We start from the raw sequence: 22,387 nt of genomic DNA on the forward strand, positions 1-22,387 counted from the left end.
AACTCCCATTATTCATAATTTTGGTACAAGATATTTTCGCTTGACTTTGAAATAAAAAGTTTATGCAACGCTAGTGATCCATTGAAGATGGTGTAAGAATATTTGTTATTGCAACTGAAATGTAAAGGTACATACGTTTATCTGGTCTCCAGTTCAAAGAATAAATAGGGCTTGAAAAACAGCCGCTCTGTACATTTTTATCTCGCATATGACGTACTTGTAAGGCTTCCGCTTCAGAGATTGGATACCTGTACTGCAACAAGTTTAAGTAGGAGATAACAGCACCTAAATGTCCTATTTAATAACGTCCTTTAGGTCATACCACAAGCCGTGAGGACGAATGAATCCCCCACTAAGATGATTCACTTTTTTAGCAGGTCGAAGTGAATAAAGTGGCTTCATATGAGAAGCTAAAACAAGTAAAGACAAAGCTGGTCAAATTTACGAACTTTAGCGAAAACTTCGAGCAACCTCATAGTTAACATGAGCCAATTTTTTGTGAACTTCGGCGATTACTCTTGAACTTCCAATACATGTACATTTCACGTATAATAAACACATGTTACTAGTAAAGAAACCCTAGTAAAAAAATAAAATTATATAACAGTCGAAGCAATTTTTCCAATTTGGATACAAGACAGCACATACGGAGAAGCTCTACGAAATAAATCATTTGTCAAAAGGCTATGGATTCGCTAACATGAAAGTATTGACATAGATGAGGAAAAGGAAGAGATTGATGACAAATCCAATATATACGACACAAGAAATTCAGGAACGAGTAGACCGCTATATCGGGCAATTTAAAGAAGGCTATTTTTCTCCTTTAAGCTTAATGGCTCGTTTAACGGAAGAAACAGGTGAATTAGCTAGAGAAGTTAATCATTATTATGGTGAAAAGCCTAAAAAGAAAACGGAAAAAGAAAAAACAATGGAGGAAGAACTTGGCGATATTATTTTTGTTCTCACGTGCTTTGCTAATTCATTGAATATTGATTTATCGGATGCTTTTCATACAGCAATCACTAAAATTGAAACGAGAGACAAGAATCGCTGGACAAAAAAAGATCCATCTACATAAAAAGAGGAGAGTAAAGTATGACAATTAATATTGTAATTGCTGGCCCCAGAGGAAAAATGGGCTCTGAAGCAGTGAACATGGTAATGAATGAGCCGGATTTCCGCTTGGTCGCTTGCATTGATCATAAAAATAACGGTAAAACATTAGACACTATTCTTCCAGAAGTGGACCTTGCAATTCCGATCTATGATGATGCTCAGGCATGCTTTCAAAACCATAAAAACACTGATGTCCTTATTGAATTATCAGTGCCTCAAGCGGGCTATAAGCATACAAAAACAGCCCTTCGGCATAAAGTGCGTCCTGTAGTAGGTACGACAGGATTCACGGAAACGCAGTTAAAAGAAGTAGATGCGTTTGCACAACAGCAAAATATTGGCTGTATGATTATTCCCAATTTTGCAGTCGGAGCAGTATTAATGATGAAATTTGCTAAAATGGCGGCTGCTTACTTCCCAGATGTAGATATCATTGAAAAACACCATGATCAAAAATTAGATGCCCCATCTGGCACAGCTATTAAAACTGCGGAATTAATTAGAGAAAACCGCCAATCGAAAAAGCAAGGTCATCCAGAAGAGAAAGAGATCTTCCCCGGAGCAAGAGGTGCTGATCTAGATGGTATCAAGCTTCATAGCGTTCGCCTTCCAGGTTTAGTTGCACATCAAGAGGTTATTTTTGGCAGCCCTGGACAAACCTTAACGATTAAACATGATTCCATGAACCGAGCTTCTTTTATGGACGGAATAAAACTCTGTGTCAATAGAGTAATGGAAATAAAAGGTTTAATATATGGGTTAGAAACAATTTTATAAAGGTAGGGGGATTCGATGAATATTGCTTTAATTGCTCATGATAAAAAGAAGCAAGATATGGTTCATTTTACAACGGCTTATCAATATATTTTAAAAGATCATGATTTATATGCTACAGGAACAACAGGAAGTAGGATTCGCGAAGCAACAGGTCTTGACGTTCATTTATTCCAATCAGGTCCGTTAGGTGGCGATCAGCAAATTGGGGCCATGATTGCAAATGATGAAATGGATATGGTGATTTTTTTTCGCGACCCATTAGCTGCCCAGCCCCACGAACCCGATATTAGTGCGCTAATGCGTCTATGTGATGTTTATCATATACCGCTTGCAACCAATATTGCTGCCTCGGAGATTTTTATTCACGGATTAGAAAAAGGGGATTTTCAATGGCGGGAAATAGTCAAGCAGAAAAAGAAACAGGAAAAGCAAGCATGAAAAAAATCGGGATTACCTGCTATCCTAGTGTAGGTGGATCAGGAGTTATTGCTACCGAACTCGGAATGTTACTTGCTGAAAGAGGCAATGAGGTCCACTTTATAACTTCCAGCATACCATTTCGATTAAATCATATTCATCCAAGAATTTTTTTTCATGAAGTTGAGTTAAGTCATTATCCCGTGTTTCAATACCCACCATATGATCTTGCATTAGCTGCAAAAATGGCTGAGGTGATTAACCGAGAAAAATTGGACATATTACATGTCCACTACGCTATGCCGCATGCCATCAGTGCCCTATTAGCAAGAGACATTGCAGACCATAAGGTGAAGATTGTGACAACGTTGCATGGAACAGATATTACTGTGTTAGCAATTGATGGTATTTTTAAAAACATGATCACACATGCTATTAATCAATCAGATGCAGTGACAGCAGTATCGAACCATTTAGCAGCGCATACAAAACAGATGCTAAACGTAAAGCAAGATATACATGTTATCTATAACTTTGTTAATGAACGGGAGTATTATCCAAAACCATTATTGTCGGTTAAAGAACAATATGGAATTAAACCGACAGAAAAAGTTATCGCTCATATTTCTAATTTTCGCAAGGTAAAACGACTCCCAGATATTATTCGTACGTTTGATCTTATCCATAAGCAAACAGATAGTAAGTTATTGCTTATCGGGGATGGTCCAGAATGCAGTACCGCCATGGGGCTAGTACAAGATTTAGGAATCGAGCAAAACGTGTTATTTTTAGGCAAGCAAAAGAACGTTAATGATTTATTGCGAATCAGCGATTTAAAATTATTACTATCAGAAAAAGAAAGTTTTGGTCTTGTCTTATTGGAAGCAATGGCATGTGGTGTCCCGTGTATCGCCACAAATGTTGGTGGTATACCAGAAGTAATTGACCATGAAAAGACAGGGTTTATTGTTGATTTAGCAGCAATTGATCAAGCTGCTTCGTATGCTATTCAATTATTGACAGACCGTGAGTTATGGAGAAGCTTTTCCAACCATGCTATAAAAAGGGTGAAGGATCATTTTCACTCGACTCATATTGTAGAGCAATACGAGCAATTATATAATCAGTTGCTTTCTATTCCATAGAGATTGGTGATAAATGTGTTAGCAAAACCTTTTCGTAAAGCACAACCGATATTGGAAAAAATCGCTGCCCACGGATACAGCGTCTATTTTGTAGGAGGCTGTGTGAGAGACTTTTTGCTTCGTCGTCCGATTGGTGACATAGATATTGCAACATCGGCAAAACCAGATGCATTACAGAATATGTTCCCTACGATCATTCCAGTAGGGATTGAACATGGAACGGTAATCATTCGCCATCAAGGTGAATCATATGAAGTAACTACCTTTCGGGTTGATGGAACCTACTCTGATCAACGGCATCCAGACGCCGTGACCTATGTCCAGAGTATTGACAAGGATTTAGAGAGAAGAGATTTTACCATTAACGCTCTTGCTATGGACCTAGAAGGAAATATCATTGATCTGTTTAATGGAAGACATGACTTGAATCATCGAGTGATTAAAACAGTAGGAAATGGCGAGGAACGGTTTAGGGAAGATCCGTTACGAATTCTCCGGGCACTCCGCTTTAGCAGTCAACTGGGATTCACTATTCATCCCATTACTATTGAACATATTCTAAACGTGAAGCATGAAATGGAAGGACTGGCGGTGGAACGGATAACAAAAGAGTTTGCGAAGTTATTTGCTGGAGACTTTGTTCAACAAGGGTTAGCTTATGTAGTTGATTTGAATATTTATCAGCACTTACCTGTATTTGAAAAAGCTCCGTCTTTAATTCAACAGTTGCCCAAGATTCAGCCTTTGCCTTCCTTTCACGAAGTACTTGTCCTATTTCACTTTCTAGATCGAACAATCGCTCTGTCGACATGGGTAAAAGCTTGGAAATGCTCCAATAAGCAAAAAAATGCTGCTTCTGTTCTTATCAAGCAGTTAGATGAATTACAAACAAACGGCTTAACGCCGTGGCTTGTTTATCAATTGCCACAAACGCTATTTAATGGTTTTATTAGGCTGGTAAATTGCTTATGTTCCGAACAAGATATTTCTTTAGAACAGTTAGTACAAATCGAACAAGCACTACCGATTCAATCAAGAACGGATATGAAAATTAATGGAAGAGATATTGTTGCTTTATTTCCTAGTTATAAGAAAGGTCCCTGGATTCAGCGACTGCTCCATAGACTTGAGCAACAAATTGTAGCAGGTCAGTTACCTAATGATTATTACACGATAAAGGAATGGATAAGATGCAATCCACCCGCAATCAATTAATTCAATTACTTGCAAAAAACGAGGAAGATTATATATCTGGACAAGCGCTATCTGAGGAATTAAATATTTCTCGAAGTGCTATTTGGAAACATATGAAAGAATTGGAAAAAGATGGATATGAAATAGAGGCAAAATCTAAGCGAGGCTATCGAATTATCAGTTATCCGGAAAAGATATCTGAAAACACCGTCCGCTGGGGATTAGAAACGAAATGGCTTGGTAAAAATGTCATTCACCGTGAAGTGACCAGTTCCACTCAAATTATTGCGCACAATGCTGCAAAGGAACATAAAGGACACGGAACGATTGTTATTGCTGATGAACAGATTTCAGGCAGAGGTAGAATGAACCGGGATTGGCATTCGAAAAAAGGCGATGGTATGTGGATGAGTATGGTCTTACAACCGTCTTTGCCTCCTTATCTCGCACCACAGTTAACGTTATTGACAGCTGTAGCGCTAGCTGAAACCATTGAAGAGCTTACAGCGTTAATGCCAAGTATTAAATGGCCGAACGATATTCTGTTTGATAATGAGAAAAAATGTGCAGGAATCTTAACGGAGTTGCAAGCAGAACAAGATCAAATCCAATATGTTATTATTGGTGTCGGTTTAAATATTAATCAGGAAAGTAAGGATTGGCCGGTGGAAGTACAACAAAGAGCAACTTCCTTACAAATTGAAACCGGAAGACAATGGTCGATCAAGCAAATCATGCAACATTTTTTAAAGCATTTTGAGATCCTTTATGATACGTATATGCAACAGGGCTTTTTAGCAGTTAAAACAAAGTGGGAAGCCTATGGGTTTAAAATGGGGGAGCGTATAACGATCCGCCAATTAGACCGACATCGTCAAGCAATTTTTTATGGATTGGCTGATGATGGTGCTCTATTAATAAAAAATGAAGATGGAAGTGTAGAACGATTATATTCTGGAGAAATTGACTGGTTCCATAAAGCAGATGCAAATGAGGCGTAGCCTCCTACTAATTAAATGAAACATTTTAAAGTGTGCGTTCAGCAACAAGGGGAAAGTCCAAGAAATTAGATGTATATTTCGGAAGTACTTTGTGAGTAATCTCTTAAAAAGTTCTTAGTTTTGAGAAGGGAGGGGCTAACATGCAACGATATGTTGTGATCGATCTAGAGACAACCGGAAATGCTCCAGCCAAAACAGATAAAATTATCGAAGTAGGCATTGTAGTTATTGAACAAGATACGATTGTAGACAGCTATTCCACCTTACTACATCCTAATAAGGAAATTCCTCCCTTTATCACAAATTTAACAGGTATTTCTGATGACGATGTGATGGATGCACCATTATTTGAACAGATTGCTGATGAGATTTCGTCGTTGTTTGCAGATAGTTACTTGATCGCACATAATGTTCCATTTGACCTTGGGTTTTTAAATGAAGAATTAGCTAACAGTAATCAAATAAAACTAACCAATCCAGTACTCGATACAGTAGAATTAGCAAGAATTTTATTTCCTAGTGCACCGAGCTTTAAGTTAAATCAGCTAACGGAATATTTACAAATTCAACATAACCAGCCACATCGAGCACTTTCAGATGCGTTTGTTACAGCAAAATTATTTTTAAAGCTGAAAGAAAAACTTGCCTCGCTACCATATGAAACGATTGATCAACTGCTACAGGTGGAAAAATGGTTACAATCAGATGCATATGAGTTGTTCGCTTATTATAAGGAACAGAATTTATTTGCAGAGGAGAACCATGAAATTGCTACATATCAAGGGATCGCTTATCGACGTATAAATATTGGTGAACTAGATAGTTGCACTACAAACCTTTCTTTTGGTGATTATTTAGATTCTATTTACGAAGCAAATGGTAGTTTGGAAAAAGCTATGGAAAAGTATGAAAAACGTGCCGGACAGCGAGAAATGTCTGAAATTATTTATGATGCTTTTCAAATGAAGCAACATGCTTTAATTGAAGCAGAAACAGGAACTGGAAAGTCGCTAGCCTATCTTATTCCAGCCATATATGATGCAGTTTGTAAAGATAAGCGTATTGTCATTAGTACGTACACAACACAATTACAATCCCAACTGCTGGAAGCAGAAATTCCGTTAATTCGTCAGTTAATCCCTTTTTCTTTTCATGTAGCACTTCTAAAAGGGAAAGCACATTACATTAGTTTGGAAAAATTGCAGCAGGAGTTATTGGAGCCTCAACAAAGCAACTACGATATTGCTTTAACCATTGCCATGATTTTAGTTTGGTTAACGGAGACAGAGACAGGCGATATTGATGAAATCCAACTACCTTCTAGTGGCTACTGGTTTTTTCGCCGGATATCTGCAGACATGGAGGAAGGCATCGATCCGTCTTCGCCTTGGTTTTTCAGATCTCATTATCAACACGCAAAAAGACGAGCACAGCAAGCACATATTGTCATCACAAATCATGCATTATTATGTACAGATATGTTTCATCCTTCTGTGCTTTTACCTGCTTACGACCGGGCAATTATTGACGAGGCGCATCATTTTGAAGCTACGGTTTCGAAGCATTATGGTTTAAAATTGGATTATATGCATATGCATTTTACATTGAACCAATTAGGGAGAACAGACGAGCAGAAACTTATCCATACTGTTTTGTCTCATTACACATCTGGTCTTTCTCAGAAGACGAAAACGACGTGGAATACACTGATTGATGATGCTCGCTATGAAACCGATGAGTTGTTTCGTTACTTGTTCCAATATGTTGTTGATCAGCGTAAACAGGACAAATCATATAGCGATATTGGCAGAACGCAATATCGATTTGAACAGACAAAGGAAGACCCCAAAAAGTGGGCTGTTATTAAAGAAATGGTTGCCAGGTTAATCTTCTATTTACGTGATTTAATTCATGGTTTAACAATGATTGAAGCAGATTTGCAACAAGAACAATTTCTTCATGAGGATAAAGAGAAACTTTTCGTCGGCACAGAACGACTGCAAATATTTATTGACCAATTGGAACAACTTTTTCTTGTTGATAACAGTGGGCAGGAAGTAAAATGGATGGAGATAGAGACGTATGGAGCTAAAAACGCTGTTTATTTATATAGTGAGCCAACAGATGTAGCCGATTTATTAATGGACGGTTTTTTTTCTGTGAAAGAGAGTGTTATTTTAACAAGCGCTACGTTAACGATGGAGCATTCATTTCGATTCATTATGGACAGATTAGGTTTACAGCATGAACAGACAATAACCAAGCAAATTGCTTCGCCGTTTTCTTATGCTGACCAAGTACAATTAATGGTACCAAATGATTTCCCTAGTATAAAATTTGGTAAAATAGATGATTTTGTTTATGCAACGTGTGATGCTATCTTATCGTTAGCGGCAATTACCAACGGACGAATGCTTGTATTATTTACATCGTATGATATGCTACGGCGTTCGCATTCTTTATTAAAAGAACTAATGGAAAATGATACGTATGCACTCATTGCACAGGGGATTTCAAGTGGAAGTAGAGAGCGTTTAAAGAAAAATTTTCAGACATTTGATCAAGCCATCCTTTTGGGTACAAGCTCATTTTGGGAAGGTGTGGACATCCCAGGCGAAGACCTATCATGCCTTGTGATTGTTCGTCTCCCATTTCAGCCTCCTGATCATCCTGTTCTTGAAGCAAAATCAAATTTTTTAAAGGAACAAGGGAAAAATCCATTTATGGAATATTCATTACCTAATGCTGTTATTCGTTTCAAACAAGGCTTCGGCAGGCTGATTCGTTCTAGTAGTGATCGTGGTATCGTGTTTATCTGTGACTCGCGAATTGTAACAGCAAGGTATGGGAAATATTTTATCCGATCTATTCCTGAGGTACCGTTATTATTCGATACGACGCATAATTTAATGGAAAAAGCTGAAAAATGGTTTTGATAAGGAAAACAGACTACAGTTTGTAACAAAGGCGCAGAGCGCCCAGTTAGCAACGTAGCGACTGGATCGAAGCAACTAAAGTTTTAGGAATCACGGTGAGGTACGAACCGATAATGACTTATTGGAAGGCGATTTCGTGAAGTCGCCTAGTTGCTGGGCTCATACGCCGGACGTGACAAGTCAGTTATTCCCTTATCCCAAAGCAACAAATTTTATACTTTCTTATCTTGTAAAAAAACTGATGCTGCTATAAAACAGCATCAGTTACGAGTGAAGTGGTGTGGGTCTGATAAATATTTGCTGAAATAAATAAAAAACAAAACACATTTGCTCAGAAGCTTGTTATACTATAATTATGCTTTAGTTATTGTTCATTATCTTCAGCATATATGTAGTATTTACGGTAATGAACATGTTATGTCTAACAGAAGTTGATAAACAAGAAACTTTATCCCACATGTTAAGATGTCGTATAACTCCCACTTAAATGATTAAAGGTACTGTAGAACGGGCATAAGTGGGGGATAACGTCACCTAATGTTCAAAATTCAGTCATACCCTTGCTGTACTACTATTCAGCAGGAACACCTACAAAATGAAGTTTCACTTTATCCGCACATACCTTGTAGTAAGACTCCACTCCTCCTACAAAAGGAAATCCAGGAGCAAAAGTGAAGAAACGAATTACTGCAAGGCAAATGCCCGATTTGTTTTTTAATCAGCAGTGAAGGATAAAGTCTCGCTAAATGAAGTTTCACTTTATCATAGGAGGGCAAAAAATGGAAAATAATGTAACGACATTGGCTAAGGTGCAGCTCCGATATTCTTCCGAGTTGTATAAAATTGTCGATCTGTGTAACAAAACATTAAAAGAACAAAACCTAATATTTGGTTTAGCATTGGATGGTACAGATGAAGAACAAGCGATCTTTACTATTTACCGGTCCTAAGTGGATAAGGTGGACTGTTTTTATCAGCTTCCTTTTGTTCGTTTCTTGCAGTATCTATTTGATTTTCTTATACCATGGTTTGCTGGATAGTAAAACAGCAGGATATGAAGAAACAAAACGACAGCTATTAAAAGCTGAATCGTTAACCGAGATTGACAAAGTAGAGACATTTAATGGTAAAGAAGCTTACCATGTTGTATATGGAAAAGATGAAGATGGACAAAACAAGCTTATCTTTTATCCATTAAAAGGGAAAGAAAAAAAACTCATAACGGTAGATCAATCCGAAATTTTGAGTAAATCAGAAATCAAGAATACCTGGAAACAGGAATGCAATCCATGCGAATTAGTACGAATTACTCCTGCTCTAGTGGATGGAAAGGAGTTATGGGAACTTACTTATGTCGATTCCTCCAAGCGATATGTTTTCGATTATCTGGATATGTATGACGGTTCACGATATGAACAAATGCGTTTCAAAAGTATGTTTAAATAGAAGGGTGATATGAAGTGGAATTAGCAAACAGAGTAAAGACATTAACACCATCGTCAACACTAGCCATTACAGCAAAAGCAAAAGAATTAAAGCACCAAGGGCATGATGTGATCGCTTTAGGAGCAGGGGAACCGGACTTTAATACGCCGGAACCGATTCTGCGTGCTGCAGAAAAGGCGATGAACCAAGGGATGACAAAATATACACCATCCGGGGGGATCATTGAATTAAAACAAGCGATCGTAGATAAATTTAAAACCGATAATCAGCTTGATTATACGAAAGATCAAATCATTGTTACAACAGGTGCAAAGCATGCATTATATACGCTATTTCAAGTTTTATTAAACGAAGACGATGAAGTGATTATCCCTACCCCTTATTGGGTTAGTTACCCTGAGCAAGTAAAACTTGCTGGTGGAATTCCTGTTTTTGTTCCTGCAAAGGAGGATAATGATTTTAAACTAACACCTAAAGAGCTAGAAGCAGCGATTACAGAAAAGACGAAAGCGATCATTATTAATTCTCCCAGCAACCCTACAGGCATGATGTATAATAAAACAGAACTGAAACAATTAGGAGATATTTGTGTAAAGCACAATGTGTTGATTGTATCAGATGAGATTTATGAAAAATTGATTTATTCTGGTGAGGATCACGTATCCATAGCTCAATTATCACCAGAATTAAAAGCAAAAACGATCATTATTAACGGTGTTTCTAAATCTCATTCCATGACCGGATGGAGAATTGGCTATGCTGCTGGTCCAGTTGAAATTATTAAAGCAATGACAAGTCTTGCTTCACATTCAACCTCGAACCCGACGTCCATTGCTCAGTATGCTGCACTAGCTGCGTATCAAATGGATGGGGCGTTTAATGAGGAAATGAAGGGCGTCTTTTCAAAACGCTTAGAAAAATTATACGAACTTTTAAATGACTTACCAGGTGTTACCTGCCTTAAACCAGAAGGAGCCTTTTATTTATTCCCGAATGTGAAAGAAGCTGTACATAATAATGGTTTTGCAAATGTAGATGATTGGGCAAAGGCATTATTGGAAGAAAAAAAAGTAGCCCTTATCCCGGGATCTGGATTTGGAGCACCAAATAATGTACGTTTATCCTACGCAACATCCATGGAAGCACTTGAAGAAGCAGCAAAACGAATCAAACAATTTATTTTAAAGCACCAGTAGGTTTAGGAGGAATTTCTTTTGAAAACAACGACAATATCACAAGCACCAAACTATCATGAACAAACTGTAAAAATCGGCGCTTGGCTGACAAATAAACGTTCAAGCGGAAAAATCGCTTTTCTGCAACTGCGCGATGGTACAGGATTTATTCAAGGCGTGGTTGTGAAAAATGATGTGAGTGAAGAAACATTCCAATTAGCAAAAAATGTAACCCAAGAATCATCGATGTATATCACTGGAAAAATCGTTGAAGATTCACGTTCGCCTTTTGGTTATGAGCTACAAGTAAGTGACATCGAATTAATTCATGAAGCTCATGATTATCCAATTACGCCAAAAGAGCATGGGACGGAATTTTTAATGGACCACCGCCATTTATGGTTACGCTCTAAACGTCAGCATGCAGGGATGAAAATAAGAAATGAAATCATTCGTGCGACATATCAATTTTTTAACGACAACGGCTATGTTAAAATTGATCCGCCAATTTTAACCGGATCATCAGCAGAAGGAACGACAGAATTATTCCATACGAAGTATTTCGATGAAGAAGCTTATTTATCTCAAAGTGGACAATTGTATATGGAAGCAGCAGCAATGGCCTTTGGAAAAGTTTTTTCTTTCGGACCAACATTTCGTGCAGAAAAATCGAAAACACGAAGGCATTTAATCGAATTTTGGATGATTGAACCCGAAATGGCTTTTGTGGAGCACGAGGAAAGCCTTGAAATCCAAGAAAATTACGTAAGCTTTGTGGTGCAAAGTGTACTAAAAAATTGCAAACTGGAATTACAAGCATTAAACCGAGATATCTCCAGTTTAGAAAAAGTACAAGCACCATTTCCTCGGATAACCTATGATGAAGCAATTGAGCTATTAAAAGAAAAAGGCTTTACAGACATAGAATGGGGAGAAGATTTTGGGGCGCCACATGAGACAGCAATTGCTGAAAGCTTCGACAAGCCGGTATTTATCACTAACTATCCGACAGAGATTAAAGCATTCTATATGAAGCCACACCCAGAAAGAGAGGATGTTGTGCTATGCGCAGATCTAATCGCGCCTGAGGGGTATGGAGAAATAATCGGTGGCTCACAGCGAATTGATGATTTGGAGTTGATGGAACAACGGTATGAAGAACATGGCTTGACTGGTGAAGCATACCAATGGTATTTGGAACTAAGAAAATACGGTAGTGTACCGCATTCAGGTTTTGGTCTAGGTCTGGAAAGAACCGTAGCCTGGATCGCTGGGGTCGATCATGTTCGTGAAACCATCCCATTCCCACGTCTATTAAATCGTCTCTATCCGTAATAATGGTTTGAAGGGAGCAGCTGATAAAATGTGTTCGTATGCATGCTCTCATCTAAGCCTAGAAGAATCCATCCCTTGCTAGCTTAAGCAAGGGATTCATTTATCGATTTAAAAATAAAGTAAGTTTATTTTCTAAACGACGACAAGGAGGTGTTCATAATGCATAAGCAATCATTTTCCATACAGCAGCTTTTATTAAAGCAAATACAGATCCCCAACAAACTATTAACCTCCTATGTGTCATTAGGACTGAATGAAAAAGAAGTCATGCTGCTATTACAGTTACAACGATTTATTCAGGAGGGAATTGATTTTCCTACCCCGGATCAATTGTCGACGTATGTAACGATGAAGGAACAAGAATGCGCATTGTTGTTACGAGGACTTGTTCAAAAAGGGGTGCTTACTATTGCGCAACAGGAGGAGCAAGGAGGTAAGCTAACCGAAGCATATTGTTTAAATGCTTTATGGGATAAATTGTTTCAGCCTGAAGAGAATACTCAGCAGGATCCAGAAACATCGGAAGGAACGATCTTTATCTTATTTGAGCAAGAATTTGGACGGCCATTATCACCATTTGAAATTGAAACCATCAATGCGTGGCTGGACCAAGATAGTATTGCACCAGCTTTAATAAAAGCAGCCTTACGTGAGTCTGTTTTAATGGGAAAACTTAACTTTAAATATATTGATCGGATATTGCGGGAATGGAAGAAAAAAGGCATTCATACGGTGGAACAAGCAAGAATGTCTAGTAAACAATTTCACGCCCGACAAAATACTTCTAGCTTGTCTGGAACTCCAGAAAAGCCTCGGGATACGTCCTTTTACTATAATTGGTTAGAGGGAGAGGATTAGTCAAATGCTGACCAAAAAGCAAATCCGCTTTTGCTTGGATGAAATGAAAAAAATGTTCCCTAACGCTCAATGTGAGTTAACTCATGATAACCCATTTGAGCTAGTCATTGCTGTATTACTATCTGCACAATGCACCGATAATTTAGTTAATAAAGTAACGAGTACGCTATTTCAAAAATACAAAACGCCCGAAGATTATTTAGCCGTATCGTTAGAAGAGCTCCAGGAAGATATTAAATCAATTGGATTGTACCGAAATAAGGCAAAAAATATTCGTAAGCTTTGTTCCATGCTTATAGAAGATTATGGAGGTGTCGTTCCACAGTCAAAAACAGAACTGATGAAGCTTGCTGGAGTAGGTAGAAAGACAGCTAATGTAGTTGCATCTGTTGCCTTTAACGAACCTGCAATTGCAGTTGATACGCATGTGGAGCGCGTTGCCAAACGCCTAGGTATTTGCAGATGGAAGGATTCGGTAACTGAAGTAGAAGAAACATTAATGCGAAAAGTCCCTAAAGAGGAATGGAGTGAGACACATCACCGCATGATTTTTTTTGGCCGCTATCATTGTAAAGCGAGAAATCCAAACTGTCCTGAATGCCCGCTATTAGAATTGTGTCGAGAAGGGCAGAAGCGAATGAAAAAAAGAAAACAGGCAAACATATAGCAATTAATATGCTCCTCCCTAGGAAGACAGAATATAAATAAAATCTGTTGTACCTGAGGGAGGAGCTTTCTATGTTCAATAAGTTTTGTTCTAGTCATTTAAAATAGGATTGTATGGATTATTTCATTGTAGAGTTATGTTCTACGTATGGTATTTCTAAAAGATTCTTATATGAGAATAGACAGAGACATATGCAATCGATCTATCTAGCTACCAGCTACTCTGAAACAATAGAAGATCGTTTGTGGTTTTCAATAAACTTCACATGAATTTAAACGATGCAGAAATGGTATAGAGTATGTCTTAAGTTGATAAATGTATGGATAATGGACCATGGAATCTGTTTGAGAACACTTCCAAGCGAAATGTATAATTTACATAAGTATGAGACATTTGAGGAGCTACCTAAAGTGATGGATAAGTACATATGTTTTTTAGATATCAAAAACGATTAAACGGCCTCAGCCCTATAAAATATAGAACTTAAGCCGTTTAAATCATTTTATTATTTCCACTGTCTACTCCACCAGGGGGCAGTTCAAATTACGTTTACCTCTTTTTTTTAGAAAATTTATTAGCAATTACGCCTCAACAAGGCAAGTCTGTGATGTTCATGCGGATTATGATACGGTTCTTATTTTTAGATTCAGTTTAGCCTTCATTTCCTGGAGGGGTTTCACTATTTCCGTTTCCTTCTCCGCCTTCATCTGGTTCCGGTTCTTGTTCCTCTTCTGGTGGACGACCTTCATTGCCATCTTGGTCTACATTACCATCCTCGTTACCAGATCCATTATCTCCATTACCATTACCATTTCCATTACCGTTTCCACCTTCACCGTCATCAGCTGGTGGTTCTGTCTGCTCAGCTGGTACGGTTACTGATGTTTGTTGAGCAGGTCCACGTACACCTTCATTTTTGCCTTCTTTTCCAATCGGTGTAACAGAAATCGTATACGTCTCCCCAGATTTTGCACCACTTACTTCTAAGCCATTTGATTCTACCGTTTGTGACTGTCCGTTAACGGATACTTCAAAGCTAGCTGGTGGACCATTATAATTCCAGCTGACATCAATTATTGCATTTGCCTCATTGTACGTAGCTGTCAGTCCGTCCACTCCCGGTAATTCTTCAGGCTCATCTTCTCCGGTCGAGACGGTAGTCGTTTTTGGTTCACTCTTAGATCCATCATCTTCATTGCTAACTGCTACGACTTGAATGGTATATTTTGCGTTCGGCTCGACTTGGGAAATTTTCATCGACGTATCTTCTGTTGTCGACAACGCCTGCATCTCGCCACCGTCGATTTGCGCACTAATTTCAAATGAAACATCTGCATCAGAATCGTAATCCCATGAAACATCAATAGAATTACTGTCTTCATTAAAGCTTGCTGTTAGTCCGCTAACTGGGTCTAGTTGATCAAATACTTCCGAAGTTTCTTTCGGTTCTGTTCCTTTTACAAATAACTCGGTAATAATCTTGTCAGCAGGTGTGTGTTTACTCGGCCTGGCAGGAGGATTTGAGCCTTTTTCCACTTCTGCTTTTACTACAGAATCAGGTTTGACAAAATCTTTTGTCTCAATATCCTTCGATAGCTCTGTCATGGTACTTTTAAACATTTCAAGTGGTATTTGCGTATTTCCATCAGGAATTGGTTCTCGTTTACCTTCTTCATCCTGATAGCCACCTACCCATGCAGAGATGGTATAATTCGTCGTATAGCCACTAAACCAGGCATCTGGACTTCCTTCTCGCTCTGGTAAGCTCGTTGTACCCGTTTTACCAGCTACCGGAAGACCCGGAATATTCGCGGTTTTACCTGTTCCTTCAGTCACCACTGTTTTCATCATATCTGTCATCATATATGCCGTATAATCAGACATGGCAGGTTTAGCTTTCGGTGTTAGTTCAACCGTCTTTCCATCTGGAAATTCGACTTTAGTTACAGAATACGGGTCGTTATATAATCCTTCATTTCCAAAAGCCCGGAATGCTCCAGCTAGCTGTAAAGGGGTCACTTCTGTCTCTGTCCCGCCGATAGCATCTCCGATAAGGATTTTATTATCTGCAAACTTAATGCCTAAGCCTTCTGCGAACTCTTTTGCTTTATCATATCCAACTTCTTCTAGGACTTTTACAGCTGGTACGTTTAATGATTGGTTAAGCGCATGACGTGCAGTCATCCAGCCTGCGTATTGGCGATTCCAGTTTCTGATCGTTTTATTCGTACCAGGAATTGGATAAGGTTTGTCGTCATTAATCTGATGATATGTGGATATCTTATTATATTCAATCGCTGGTCCATAAGAGATAATCGGTTTGAATGTTGAGCCAGCTTGTGTTGTATTTTGAATCGCATAATTTAATTCTCTTTTTCCTTCACTATTTCTTCTTCCGCCAATGGCACGAATAGCACCGGTTTTTGTATCAAGTACTGTCATGGCTGCTTGCATTTCATCATCCGGATAGCCAATCGGGTTAGCATCGCTATCTGTTAATAATGATTCCACATGCTTTTGAGCACTTTGATCAATTGTCGTATGGATCTTTAACCCATCTGTATAAATGTCTGCACCATCTACTTTTTCTTTGACTTCCTTTTCCACCTGTTGTAGAAAACCTTCATAAGGTGTTGTTTCTGGTTTCTTTTTCACTAATAAAGAAGGAATATCAACATTTTTTGCTTCTTCAGCTTCCTTTTCAGAGATTTTACCATGACGTACCATCAGCGTAAGTACCGTATCCATTCGTTCTTTCGTTAATTCTGGATTTTTAAATGGATTGTAAGCTGTTGGACGCTGAGGAAGACCAGCCAATATCGCTGCTTCAGGTAATGTTAAATCATTCAAATCCTCTTTGCCGAAGTATGCTTCAGCAGCTGCAGCTACACCATATGCGTTGCTACCGTAAAAAATCTTGTTCAAATACATTTCCATAATTTCTTCTTTAGAATAGTCTCTTTCCAATTTCAGAGCCAACCATTGCTCCTGAACTTTTAAGCTTATCTTTTTCTCTGCGGATAGGAAGGACTTTTCCACTACTTGCTGGGTGATCGTACTAGCGCCTTCAGAGCCAAATCCGTTTTTAATATTGGCAATGATTGCACCACCAATACGTCTTAAGTCAATACCTGAATGCTCAAAAAATCTCGCATCTTCTGTGGCGGTAACGGCGTCAATTAATACTTGTGGTAAGTCATCATAGCTGATTTTCGTTCGGTTTTTTTCGCCTAAAACCGCAAAAGCTTTGCCGTCTTTATCTAGAAATTCTGAAGCAAGCGGATCGAATAACTTTGATTCATCTAAATCTGGAGCAGTTGCTATCCAATAGGCAGCAGTAGCACCAGCACCCAGCCCCATAACGATAAAAATAATGACGATCGAGAGTAATATCTTTTTCCATAAGGGTTTTTTCTTTGCTTTCTTTTGTTTTCTTCTCGCTGTACGAGATTGGCTATTATTTGCCATGCTTCATTCCTCCGTCTCTAAAAATAAAGCTTATCAATAATTGTTAAATAGTCAACTCTAGCCTTATATTGAAAAGGGATAAAATAACCCTGCTGTTTAATTGTTTCATACGCAATAGATTTTTTACCGCCATTTAACTGGCTGTTCCAATGCGTAAACAGTTTTTCAGCAGGAAGTAAATACGTTTCATCCAGTACAGCAAACCGAATTAATATGAAACTTACACCACCTTGAGCAATAACTGCTTCCATATGGTCAACTTGATGCTGGTGGATATTTGCTAATGGAAAAAGCGTTTTGTTTTTTGTTTCCTTTGCCTCAAAATCGATATATTTTTCGCGGTAAACTCCATTATAATCCGTTGTGGAAGCTTGTTTAAAATAGGCTTCCGTAATAACTGCTGCACTTCGTTTTGGATAATTCACCTTTACAATCTGAATAGGCGTTGGCTTTTTATGAATAACAGCTTTTTTTGTTTCTAAATAATATGCATTCGTATCATTAATATCTTTTTCTAATGACATACCACGATTTCCGAATTGATGTGAATATAAATGATTGTTCTTAGATACGCTAGCACTTCTCTTTCCATTCGGGTAATTCATCTTCTAACACATCCTTCTTGCATCGTTGGTTTCGTGTAAAAAATACCACCTGTTATATTGCATATTAATGCAGCGCCTCGTACATGTTATAAAATATGAGACCTAAGGGGAGGCAGAATAGATGGATACAGGTTCAGACATCCACGCCTATCTTCATTATATAACAAATAAAACGTCAGCACATAATCGAGATAATATCACGCGCACAAATGCATATTTTACTTTTTACTTGAAATTCCCAGAAATTAAATGGGCCTTCTTGGCAAGTATGGTATCCAGAAATGCAGGATGGAATATGACAGATTTGTGCATGACTCCATTCCGATATTTATTAGGCAAACGAGAAAGAGAACGATTGTTCATGACTTATGAACGCGCTAATTGGCTTATTTTTTCAGATGCTTTTCCGCAACTCTTAGTATACCAATTATCTAAGCAAAAGAACAAACCAATGTTCGATCTTCTTTCCATGTTTCATGTTTCTAGTTATATGATAAAAGAATGGCATTATTTTTGGAAGTATTGTGATAAAAATCGTCTTGTACACGCTCTAATTATTAATGAGCAAAATGTTATTCAAGGTCCAGTCATCGAACAAGATTTTTTTCAACGTCGAGTATTTCACCAATTGCCATACCAGATGCAAAATATACTTATGACGAATGCGGTTCTTTTTCCAACTATGTCTACCAATTTATATGGAACTTATGTCCAATACTTCACAAATTTAACGAAGCGAATTTTTTTAGGTAAAAAACTCGCTTCTATTATGTTTTCCCCATCCGTCTATGAGCAAACCTTTTTATTTGCAAAATATTGTACACATACCGGTTCTCGCCGTGATTATGAACGTTTTTTAAAGCTTCCTGCACAACCATCAACACCACGCTTAAGAACAGTATATCCTGTTATTACACATCATGATACTATTCGAAGTGATTGGTATCAAGTAGGGGGTATAAAGCGGAAGTGGCTCCGAAAAATGACCGCAAATAAGAACCAAAAAATAGGAAAAACATTTTATCAAAAACGTCAGCTATTATTTGCTTACTTTTATGCAAAACAAGCGCTAATCACAAAGAAATATTTTATAGGTCATTGAACGGGTATGTTAAATACAGGGTGCGACTAACTAAGCTGGTCGCACCCTATTTTTAGTTACGTTGCTGGATAGTTTGGCCCATTCAATTTCTTATCTCCTTTTTTTAGAGACTTGGAACGGATACTTTCTGTTTTGGTTTGCTTCTTTTTCTTATCATTCATTGTAACACCCTCCTTTCATCATTAGTTTGTCAAAAACAGCAAAATAAATAAGTTTATTCACTTGTTTTGTAAGCTTTATTCTAGTTTTGTCGAACATGAAGGAAGCATTGGTTTTAGAGCGAATATTATAGATAAAGTGAAATCTGTTTAGAAGAATTTTCTACCGCCGTTCTGTTGCATGAAGTAACACAAAGGTAAAAATTGCAGGCATTCTAATAAATTACTGCCTGCAATAGTTGCTGGGCGATGGAACTGGACGTGGCTATTCGGTTATTTCATTATCCACAAGCACTTCATTTTATACTTTCTTACCTTTGGACAAAACATATAGGAGGTTATATATATGCTAGCTCGTCAGTTACCGATTAAAGGAAAAAGTGGTGTTGAACGTAAATCAGTGGAAATAGCAATTTATCAGTTATCAGATCAAATTCGCCGTATCGATCAAAAGTTAACTATGAAAATAGAAAATAATATATCAAGCCAGTATTATGACAGGCTAAATGAAATGGAAGTAATAAAAAATCGTTGTAAGCATTTAAAAGAAAAAAGAAGTATCTTGGAAGATAAGAGTACTTCTTTCTAACATAAAATTAGATCCTATGTTAACATTAAGAGGAGTAATATCAAGGTAAGAAGGTTGATAATGAAATGGATATCCAGCAACAAACGAATATATTAAAAGAACATTTAGACCATTTAAAGCAAAAATTTGAGCAAAATGATCCTCCAGAGAATCGAAAAGATCGAGCTTTGTTTCAAAAAGTGAAAGAAAAGACTACTCCCATTTATCAGTTGCTTGAGAAATGGGAGGAAGAGTCATTACAGTTGATTCGAGAACGAAAAGTAAATGTTCATCCCCACCAGATAGTATCCACTAAAGAAAACATGGAATTATTGCTGATGCACAGTTACTACATCGATGTAAGGCGAAAACGCTATATGGAGTTAAATCACTCGGTACAATATATCTTTGATCAATTATTGCGGGAACTAAATACAAAGGTGTAACCGCTTTACAATCTAGACGTTTATACTTATAATAAAGTTCCAAGTTTGGGGAAAGGTGATGATCATGTCAACAAAACAAGCATTAATACAAGCAGCTAAGACTATACGTGAGAAAGCATATGTGCCATATTCTAATTTTCAAGTTGGTGCAGCTTTACAAACTGTTTCCGGAACTATTTATACTGGTTGCAATATTGAAAATGCCGCTTATCCGGTGACGTGTTGTGCGGAGCGAGTAGCTATTTTTCAAGCTATTGCAAAAGGTGAAAGAGAATTTACTGAAATGGCTGTTGTAGCTGATACAAATCGCCCTGTTCCTCCATGTGGGTCATGCAGACAAGTAATGAGCGAATTTTTTTCTAGTGATATGCCGATTTATTTAACAAATCTGAAACATGATGTGAAAACAATAACAATGGAAGAATTATTGCCGTTTTCCTTCCAACCAGCAGATTTAGAACAAGAAGTGTAATCATTTAGATTTCTTTCATGAGTTAGAGGAGCAGGACTTATGCTATTTATTATAAGATAAGAAAGTATAAAATGAGGTGCTTGGGGATATCAAAATACCGAATAGCCATCTGCGGCTCTATCGCCCAGCAACGATTCGACTTTTGGAAATGCGCTATACGACTTGGCGACAAGCCAAGTTTTTCTAATATTACACTGCTCGGTACTTCATTACTATCCAAATAAGAAGGTGCCAATTCGACCTTTTAAACTGTATTTCCTATAGAGATATGTGTTAAAAGACGTGTTTTTGCGCTTTTTTATCTTGTATACAAGGTGCTGTGAGTTGGATAATCTGTACGGTAACCTAAACGCCCTATTCGTAAGAGGCGTTAGGTTAAACCATTACAGCTCAGTGGTGTTGAATGAACATTCCCACTGATTGAAAATTCACTTTATTTAATTGGTCTTTCATTTTGCACAGATTCATTTTTCACGCTTCTCTTTTAATGCTATAATAAAGAGGTATACAAACATAAAATCATTTTCTTGTCATACAATGAAAAAGAAATGAACAAGCCAGACTTATTATAGAATTAGTATGAGGTGATCCTAGTGAGTATGAATCAAGTGCATTTTACAAGTAAAGATATTCTGGATAAAGACTTTAAAACAGCTATGCGTGGATACAACCAAGAAGAAGTAGATGAGTTCCTCGATTTGATTATTCAAGATTATGATGTATTTAAACAAGAAATTGATCGTTTACAACAAGAAAATGATCAATTACGAAAAGTGAGTTCCGAAAAACCGAAAACGAGATCAGTACAGACCCCTCCAAATCATCAAGTAAATTATGATGTTCTGAAACGGCTATCGAATCTGGAAAAAGCAGTGTTCGGGAAAAAGTTTGCTGATTCAGAAGGATAATTAAAAATGGATCTTGCTTTTTTAGATCTTTGTGGTATAATTTTATTTTAGACTAGTGTTAGATACTCATGTGATCGCTGTATTATGATACAGAGGAAAGTCCATGCTCACACAAACTGCGATGTTTGTAGTGTTCGTGCTTGACGAAATCATAAGTCAAGGTAACCATTTTGGTTAACGGCAGGCCAACTGCCTACGTCCTGTAAATGGATATGGAAGCGGCCTTGAAAGTGCCACAGTGACGAAGCTGATTGGGAAACCTTTCAGGTGGAACGAGGTAAACCCCGCGAGTGAGCAACCCAAATAATGGTAGGGGCATCTTCTAGTAGGGAACAGGAACCGAACGGAGGACAAGCTAAGCTTGTAGATAGATGATCACAACCGGAGTACGAGGTTGACCACCGTTTGCAGTACAATGGCACAGAACATGGCTTATCGAGTATTTAACAGGTCAGAATACATGCGAAACAGCCTCTCTTTTGTTACTTCGTAGTAACAGAGGAGAGGCTTTTGTTTTTTGGCTCTATACTAAATGTTGGGGTTCCCACACAATTTGCGCATAAAAAAATATACACGCAAACATCCAATTC

General features: G+C 37.8%; 20 protein-coding genes and 1 other RNA gene. 19 read left to right on the plus strand and 2 right to left on the minus strand.

Going from position 1 to position 22,387, the window contains the following annotated elements; all coding sequences use genetic code 11:
• The first annotated feature begins 739 nt into the window (after nucleotides 1-739).
• From D1839_RS18670 to nth, 13 genes are all read left to right on the plus strand, one after another.
• Entirely contained in the window at nucleotides 740-1,081 is a 342-nt protein-coding gene (locus D1839_RS18670; protein ID WP_120381270.1) for a nucleotide pyrophosphohydrolase, read from the plus strand.
• A 17-nt stretch (nucleotides 1,082-1,098) separates the two neighbouring features.
• Nucleotides 1,099-1,896, plus strand: coding sequence for a 4-hydroxy-tetrahydrodipicolinate reductase (dapB, locus tag D1839_RS18675; RefSeq protein ID WP_120381271.1), 798 nt, complete (start codon nucleotides 1,099-1,101; stop codon nucleotides 1,894-1,896).
• A 15-nt stretch (nucleotides 1,897-1,911) separates the two neighbouring features.
• Complete coding sequence (gene mgsA, locus D1839_RS18680) at nucleotides 1,912-2,334, plus strand: methylglyoxal synthase (protein ID WP_120381272.1); 423 nt, start codon at nucleotides 1,912-1,914, stop codon at nucleotides 2,332-2,334.
• Entirely contained in the window at nucleotides 2,286-3,458 is a 1,173-nt protein-coding gene (bshA, locus tag D1839_RS18685) for an N-acetyl-alpha-D-glucosaminyl L-malate synthase BshA (RefSeq protein ID WP_286164859.1), read from the plus strand. The genes mgsA and bshA overlap by 49 nt, the downstream gene beginning before the upstream one ends.
• A gap of 15 nt (nucleotides 3,459-3,473) precedes the next feature.
• Complete coding sequence (locus tag D1839_RS18690; protein WP_120381273.1) at nucleotides 3,474-4,673, plus strand: CCA tRNA nucleotidyltransferase; 1,200 nt, start codon at nucleotides 3,474-3,476, stop codon at nucleotides 4,671-4,673.
• On the plus strand, nucleotides 4,649-5,653 hold the full coding sequence (locus D1839_RS18695; RefSeq protein ID WP_120381274.1) for a biotin--[acetyl-CoA-carboxylase] ligase: 1,005 nt from the start codon (nucleotides 4,649-4,651) through the stop codon (nucleotides 5,651-5,653). Before D1839_RS18690 ends, D1839_RS18695 begins: the two co-directional genes overlap by 25 nt.
• A gap of 140 nt (nucleotides 5,654-5,793) precedes the next feature.
• On the plus strand, nucleotides 5,794-8,589 hold the full coding sequence (dinG, locus tag D1839_RS18700) for an ATP-dependent DNA helicase DinG (RefSeq protein WP_120381275.1): 2,796 nt from the start codon (nucleotides 5,794-5,796) through the stop codon (nucleotides 8,587-8,589).
• 779 nt (nucleotides 8,590-9,368) lie between these two features.
• Nucleotides 9,369-9,539, plus strand: coding sequence for a DUF4264 family protein (locus D1839_RS18705; protein ID WP_120381276.1), 171 nt, complete (start codon nucleotides 9,369-9,371; stop codon nucleotides 9,537-9,539).
• Nucleotides 9,502-10,035, plus strand: coding sequence for a cell wall elongation regulator TseB-like domain-containing protein (locus tag D1839_RS18710; RefSeq protein ID WP_120381277.1), 534 nt, complete (start codon nucleotides 9,502-9,504; stop codon nucleotides 10,033-10,035). The genes D1839_RS18705 and D1839_RS18710 overlap by 38 nt, the downstream gene beginning before the upstream one ends.
• Nucleotides 10,036-10,049: 14 nt before the next feature.
• A complete protein-coding gene (locus D1839_RS18715; RefSeq protein WP_120381278.1) occupies nucleotides 10,050-11,231 on the plus strand; it encodes a pyridoxal phosphate-dependent aminotransferase in 1,182 nt (393 codons plus the stop codon).
• An 18-nt stretch (nucleotides 11,232-11,249) separates the two neighbouring features.
• On the plus strand, nucleotides 11,250-12,545 hold the full coding sequence (gene asnS / locus D1839_RS18720) for an asparagine--tRNA ligase (protein ID WP_120381279.1): 1,296 nt from the start codon (nucleotides 11,250-11,252) through the stop codon (nucleotides 12,543-12,545).
• A gap of 159 nt (nucleotides 12,546-12,704) precedes the next feature.
• On the plus strand, nucleotides 12,705-13,403 hold the full coding sequence (locus tag D1839_RS18725; RefSeq protein ID WP_120381280.1) for a DnaD domain-containing protein: 699 nt from the start codon (nucleotides 12,705-12,707) through the stop codon (nucleotides 13,401-13,403).
• 4 nt (nucleotides 13,404-13,407) lie between these two features.
• Nucleotides 13,408-14,070 carry an endonuclease III gene (gene nth / locus D1839_RS18730; RefSeq protein WP_120381281.1) on the plus strand — a complete coding sequence of 221 codons (663 nt, stop codon included), beginning with the start codon at nucleotides 13,408-13,410 and terminating at the stop codon, nucleotides 14,068-14,070.
• Between the two features lie 651 nt (nucleotides 14,071-14,721).
• On the opposite strand, the gene D1839_RS18735 is transcribed toward nth, so the two are convergent.
• A complete protein-coding gene (locus tag D1839_RS18735) occupies nucleotides 14,722-17,538 on the minus strand; it encodes a PBP1A family penicillin-binding protein (RefSeq protein ID WP_120381282.1) in 2,817 nt (938 codons plus the stop codon).
• A gap of 17 nt (nucleotides 17,539-17,555) precedes the next feature.
• A complete protein-coding gene (gene recU, locus D1839_RS18740) occupies nucleotides 17,556-18,143 on the minus strand; it encodes a Holliday junction resolvase RecU (protein ID WP_120381283.1) in 588 nt (195 codons plus the stop codon).
• A 121-nt stretch (nucleotides 18,144-18,264) separates the two neighbouring features.
• On the opposite strand from recU, the gene D1839_RS18745 reads away from it, so the two are divergent.
• From D1839_RS18745 to rnpB, 6 genes are all read left to right on the plus strand, one after another.
• Nucleotides 18,265-19,245, plus strand: a complete 981-nt coding sequence (locus tag D1839_RS18745; protein ID WP_120381284.1) for a DUF2515 family protein — start codon at nucleotides 18,265-18,267, stop codon at nucleotides 19,243-19,245.
• Nucleotides 19,246-19,749: 504 nt separating this feature from the next.
• Complete coding sequence (locus D1839_RS18750) at nucleotides 19,750-19,992, plus strand: hypothetical protein (RefSeq protein ID WP_120381285.1); 243 nt, start codon at nucleotides 19,750-19,752, stop codon at nucleotides 19,990-19,992.
• Between the two features lie 65 nt (nucleotides 19,993-20,057).
• Entirely contained in the window at nucleotides 20,058-20,417 is a 360-nt protein-coding gene (locus D1839_RS18755) for a DUF1798 family protein (RefSeq protein WP_120381286.1), read from the plus strand.
• A gap of 64 nt (nucleotides 20,418-20,481) precedes the next feature.
• On the plus strand, nucleotides 20,482-20,889 hold the full coding sequence (gene cdd / locus D1839_RS18760) for a cytidine deaminase (RefSeq protein WP_120381287.1): 408 nt from the start codon (nucleotides 20,482-20,484) through the stop codon (nucleotides 20,887-20,889).
• A gap of 599 nt (nucleotides 20,890-21,488) precedes the next feature.
• The gene (gene gpsB / locus D1839_RS18765; RefSeq protein WP_170875365.1) at nucleotides 21,489-21,797 is read left to right on the plus strand and encodes a cell division regulator GpsB; all 309 of its coding nucleotides are present in this window, start codon (nucleotides 21,489-21,491) and stop codon (nucleotides 21,795-21,797) included.
• 62 nt (nucleotides 21,798-21,859) lie between these two features.
• Nucleotides 21,860-22,237: RNase P RNA component class B (gene rnpB, locus D1839_RS18770), an RNA gene on the plus strand.
• Nucleotides 22,238-22,387 lie beyond the last annotated feature (150 nt).

The sequence above is a fragment of the Roseburia sp. 1XD42-34 genome, from assembly GCF_009917385.1.
Taxonomy (GTDB): domain Bacteria; phylum Bacillota; class Bacilli; order Bacillales; family Amphibacillaceae; genus Virgibacillus.

What these genes read in the sequence shown, in the direction of transcription:
- D1839_RS18670 (WP_120381270.1), top strand. Translation starts at nt 740, where the DNA reads ATGACAAATCCAATATATACGACACAAGAAATTCAGGAACGAGTAGAC.
- dapB (WP_120381271.1), top strand. Translation starts at nt 1,099, where the DNA reads ATGACAATTAATATTGTAATTGCTGGCCCCAGAGGAAAAATGGGCTCT.
- mgsA (WP_120381272.1), top strand. Translation starts at nt 1,912, where the DNA reads ATGAATATTGCTTTAATTGCTCATGATAAAAAGAAGCAAGATATGGTT.
- bshA (WP_286164859.1), top strand. Translation starts at nt 2,286, where the DNA reads ATGGCGGGAAATAGTCAAGCAGAAAAAGAAACAGGAAAAGCAAGCATG.
- D1839_RS18695 (WP_120381274.1), top strand. Translation starts at nt 4,649, where the DNA reads ATGCAATCCACCCGCAATCAATTAATTCAATTACTTGCAAAAAACGAG.
- dinG (WP_120381275.1), top strand. Translation starts at nt 5,794, where the DNA reads ATGCAACGATATGTTGTGATCGATCTAGAGACAACCGGAAATGCTCCA.
- D1839_RS18705 (WP_120381276.1), top strand. Translation starts at nt 9,369, where the DNA reads ATGGAAAATAATGTAACGACATTGGCTAAGGTGCAGCTCCGATATTCT.
- D1839_RS18710 (WP_120381277.1), top strand. Translation starts at nt 9,502, where the DNA reads ATGAAGAACAAGCGATCTTTACTATTTACCGGTCCTAAGTGGATAAGG.
- D1839_RS18725 (WP_120381280.1), top strand. Translation starts at nt 12,705, where the DNA reads ATGCATAAGCAATCATTTTCCATACAGCAGCTTTTATTAAAGCAAATA.
- nth (WP_120381281.1), top strand. Translation starts at nt 13,408, where the DNA reads ATGCTGACCAAAAAGCAAATCCGCTTTTGCTTGGATGAAATGAAAAAA.
- D1839_RS18735 (WP_120381282.1), bottom strand. Translation starts at nt 17,538, where the DNA reads ATGGCAAATAATAGCCAATCTCGTACAGCGAGAAGAAAACAAAAGAAA.
- recU (WP_120381283.1), bottom strand. Translation starts at nt 18,143, where the DNA reads ATGAATTACCCGAATGGAAAGAGAAGTGCTAGCGTATCTAAGAACAAT.
- D1839_RS18745 (WP_120381284.1), top strand. Translation starts at nt 18,265, where the DNA reads ATGGATACAGGTTCAGACATCCACGCCTATCTTCATTATATAACAAAT.
- D1839_RS18750 (WP_120381285.1), top strand. Translation starts at nt 19,750, where the DNA reads ATGCTAGCTCGTCAGTTACCGATTAAAGGAAAAAGTGGTGTTGAACGT.
- D1839_RS18755 (WP_120381286.1), top strand. Translation starts at nt 20,058, where the DNA reads ATGGATATCCAGCAACAAACGAATATATTAAAAGAACATTTAGACCAT.
- cdd (WP_120381287.1), top strand. Translation starts at nt 20,482, where the DNA reads ATGTCAACAAAACAAGCATTAATACAAGCAGCTAAGACTATACGTGAG.
- gpsB (WP_170875365.1), top strand. Translation starts at nt 21,489, where the DNA reads ATGAATCAAGTGCATTTTACAAGTAAAGATATTCTGGATAAAGACTTT.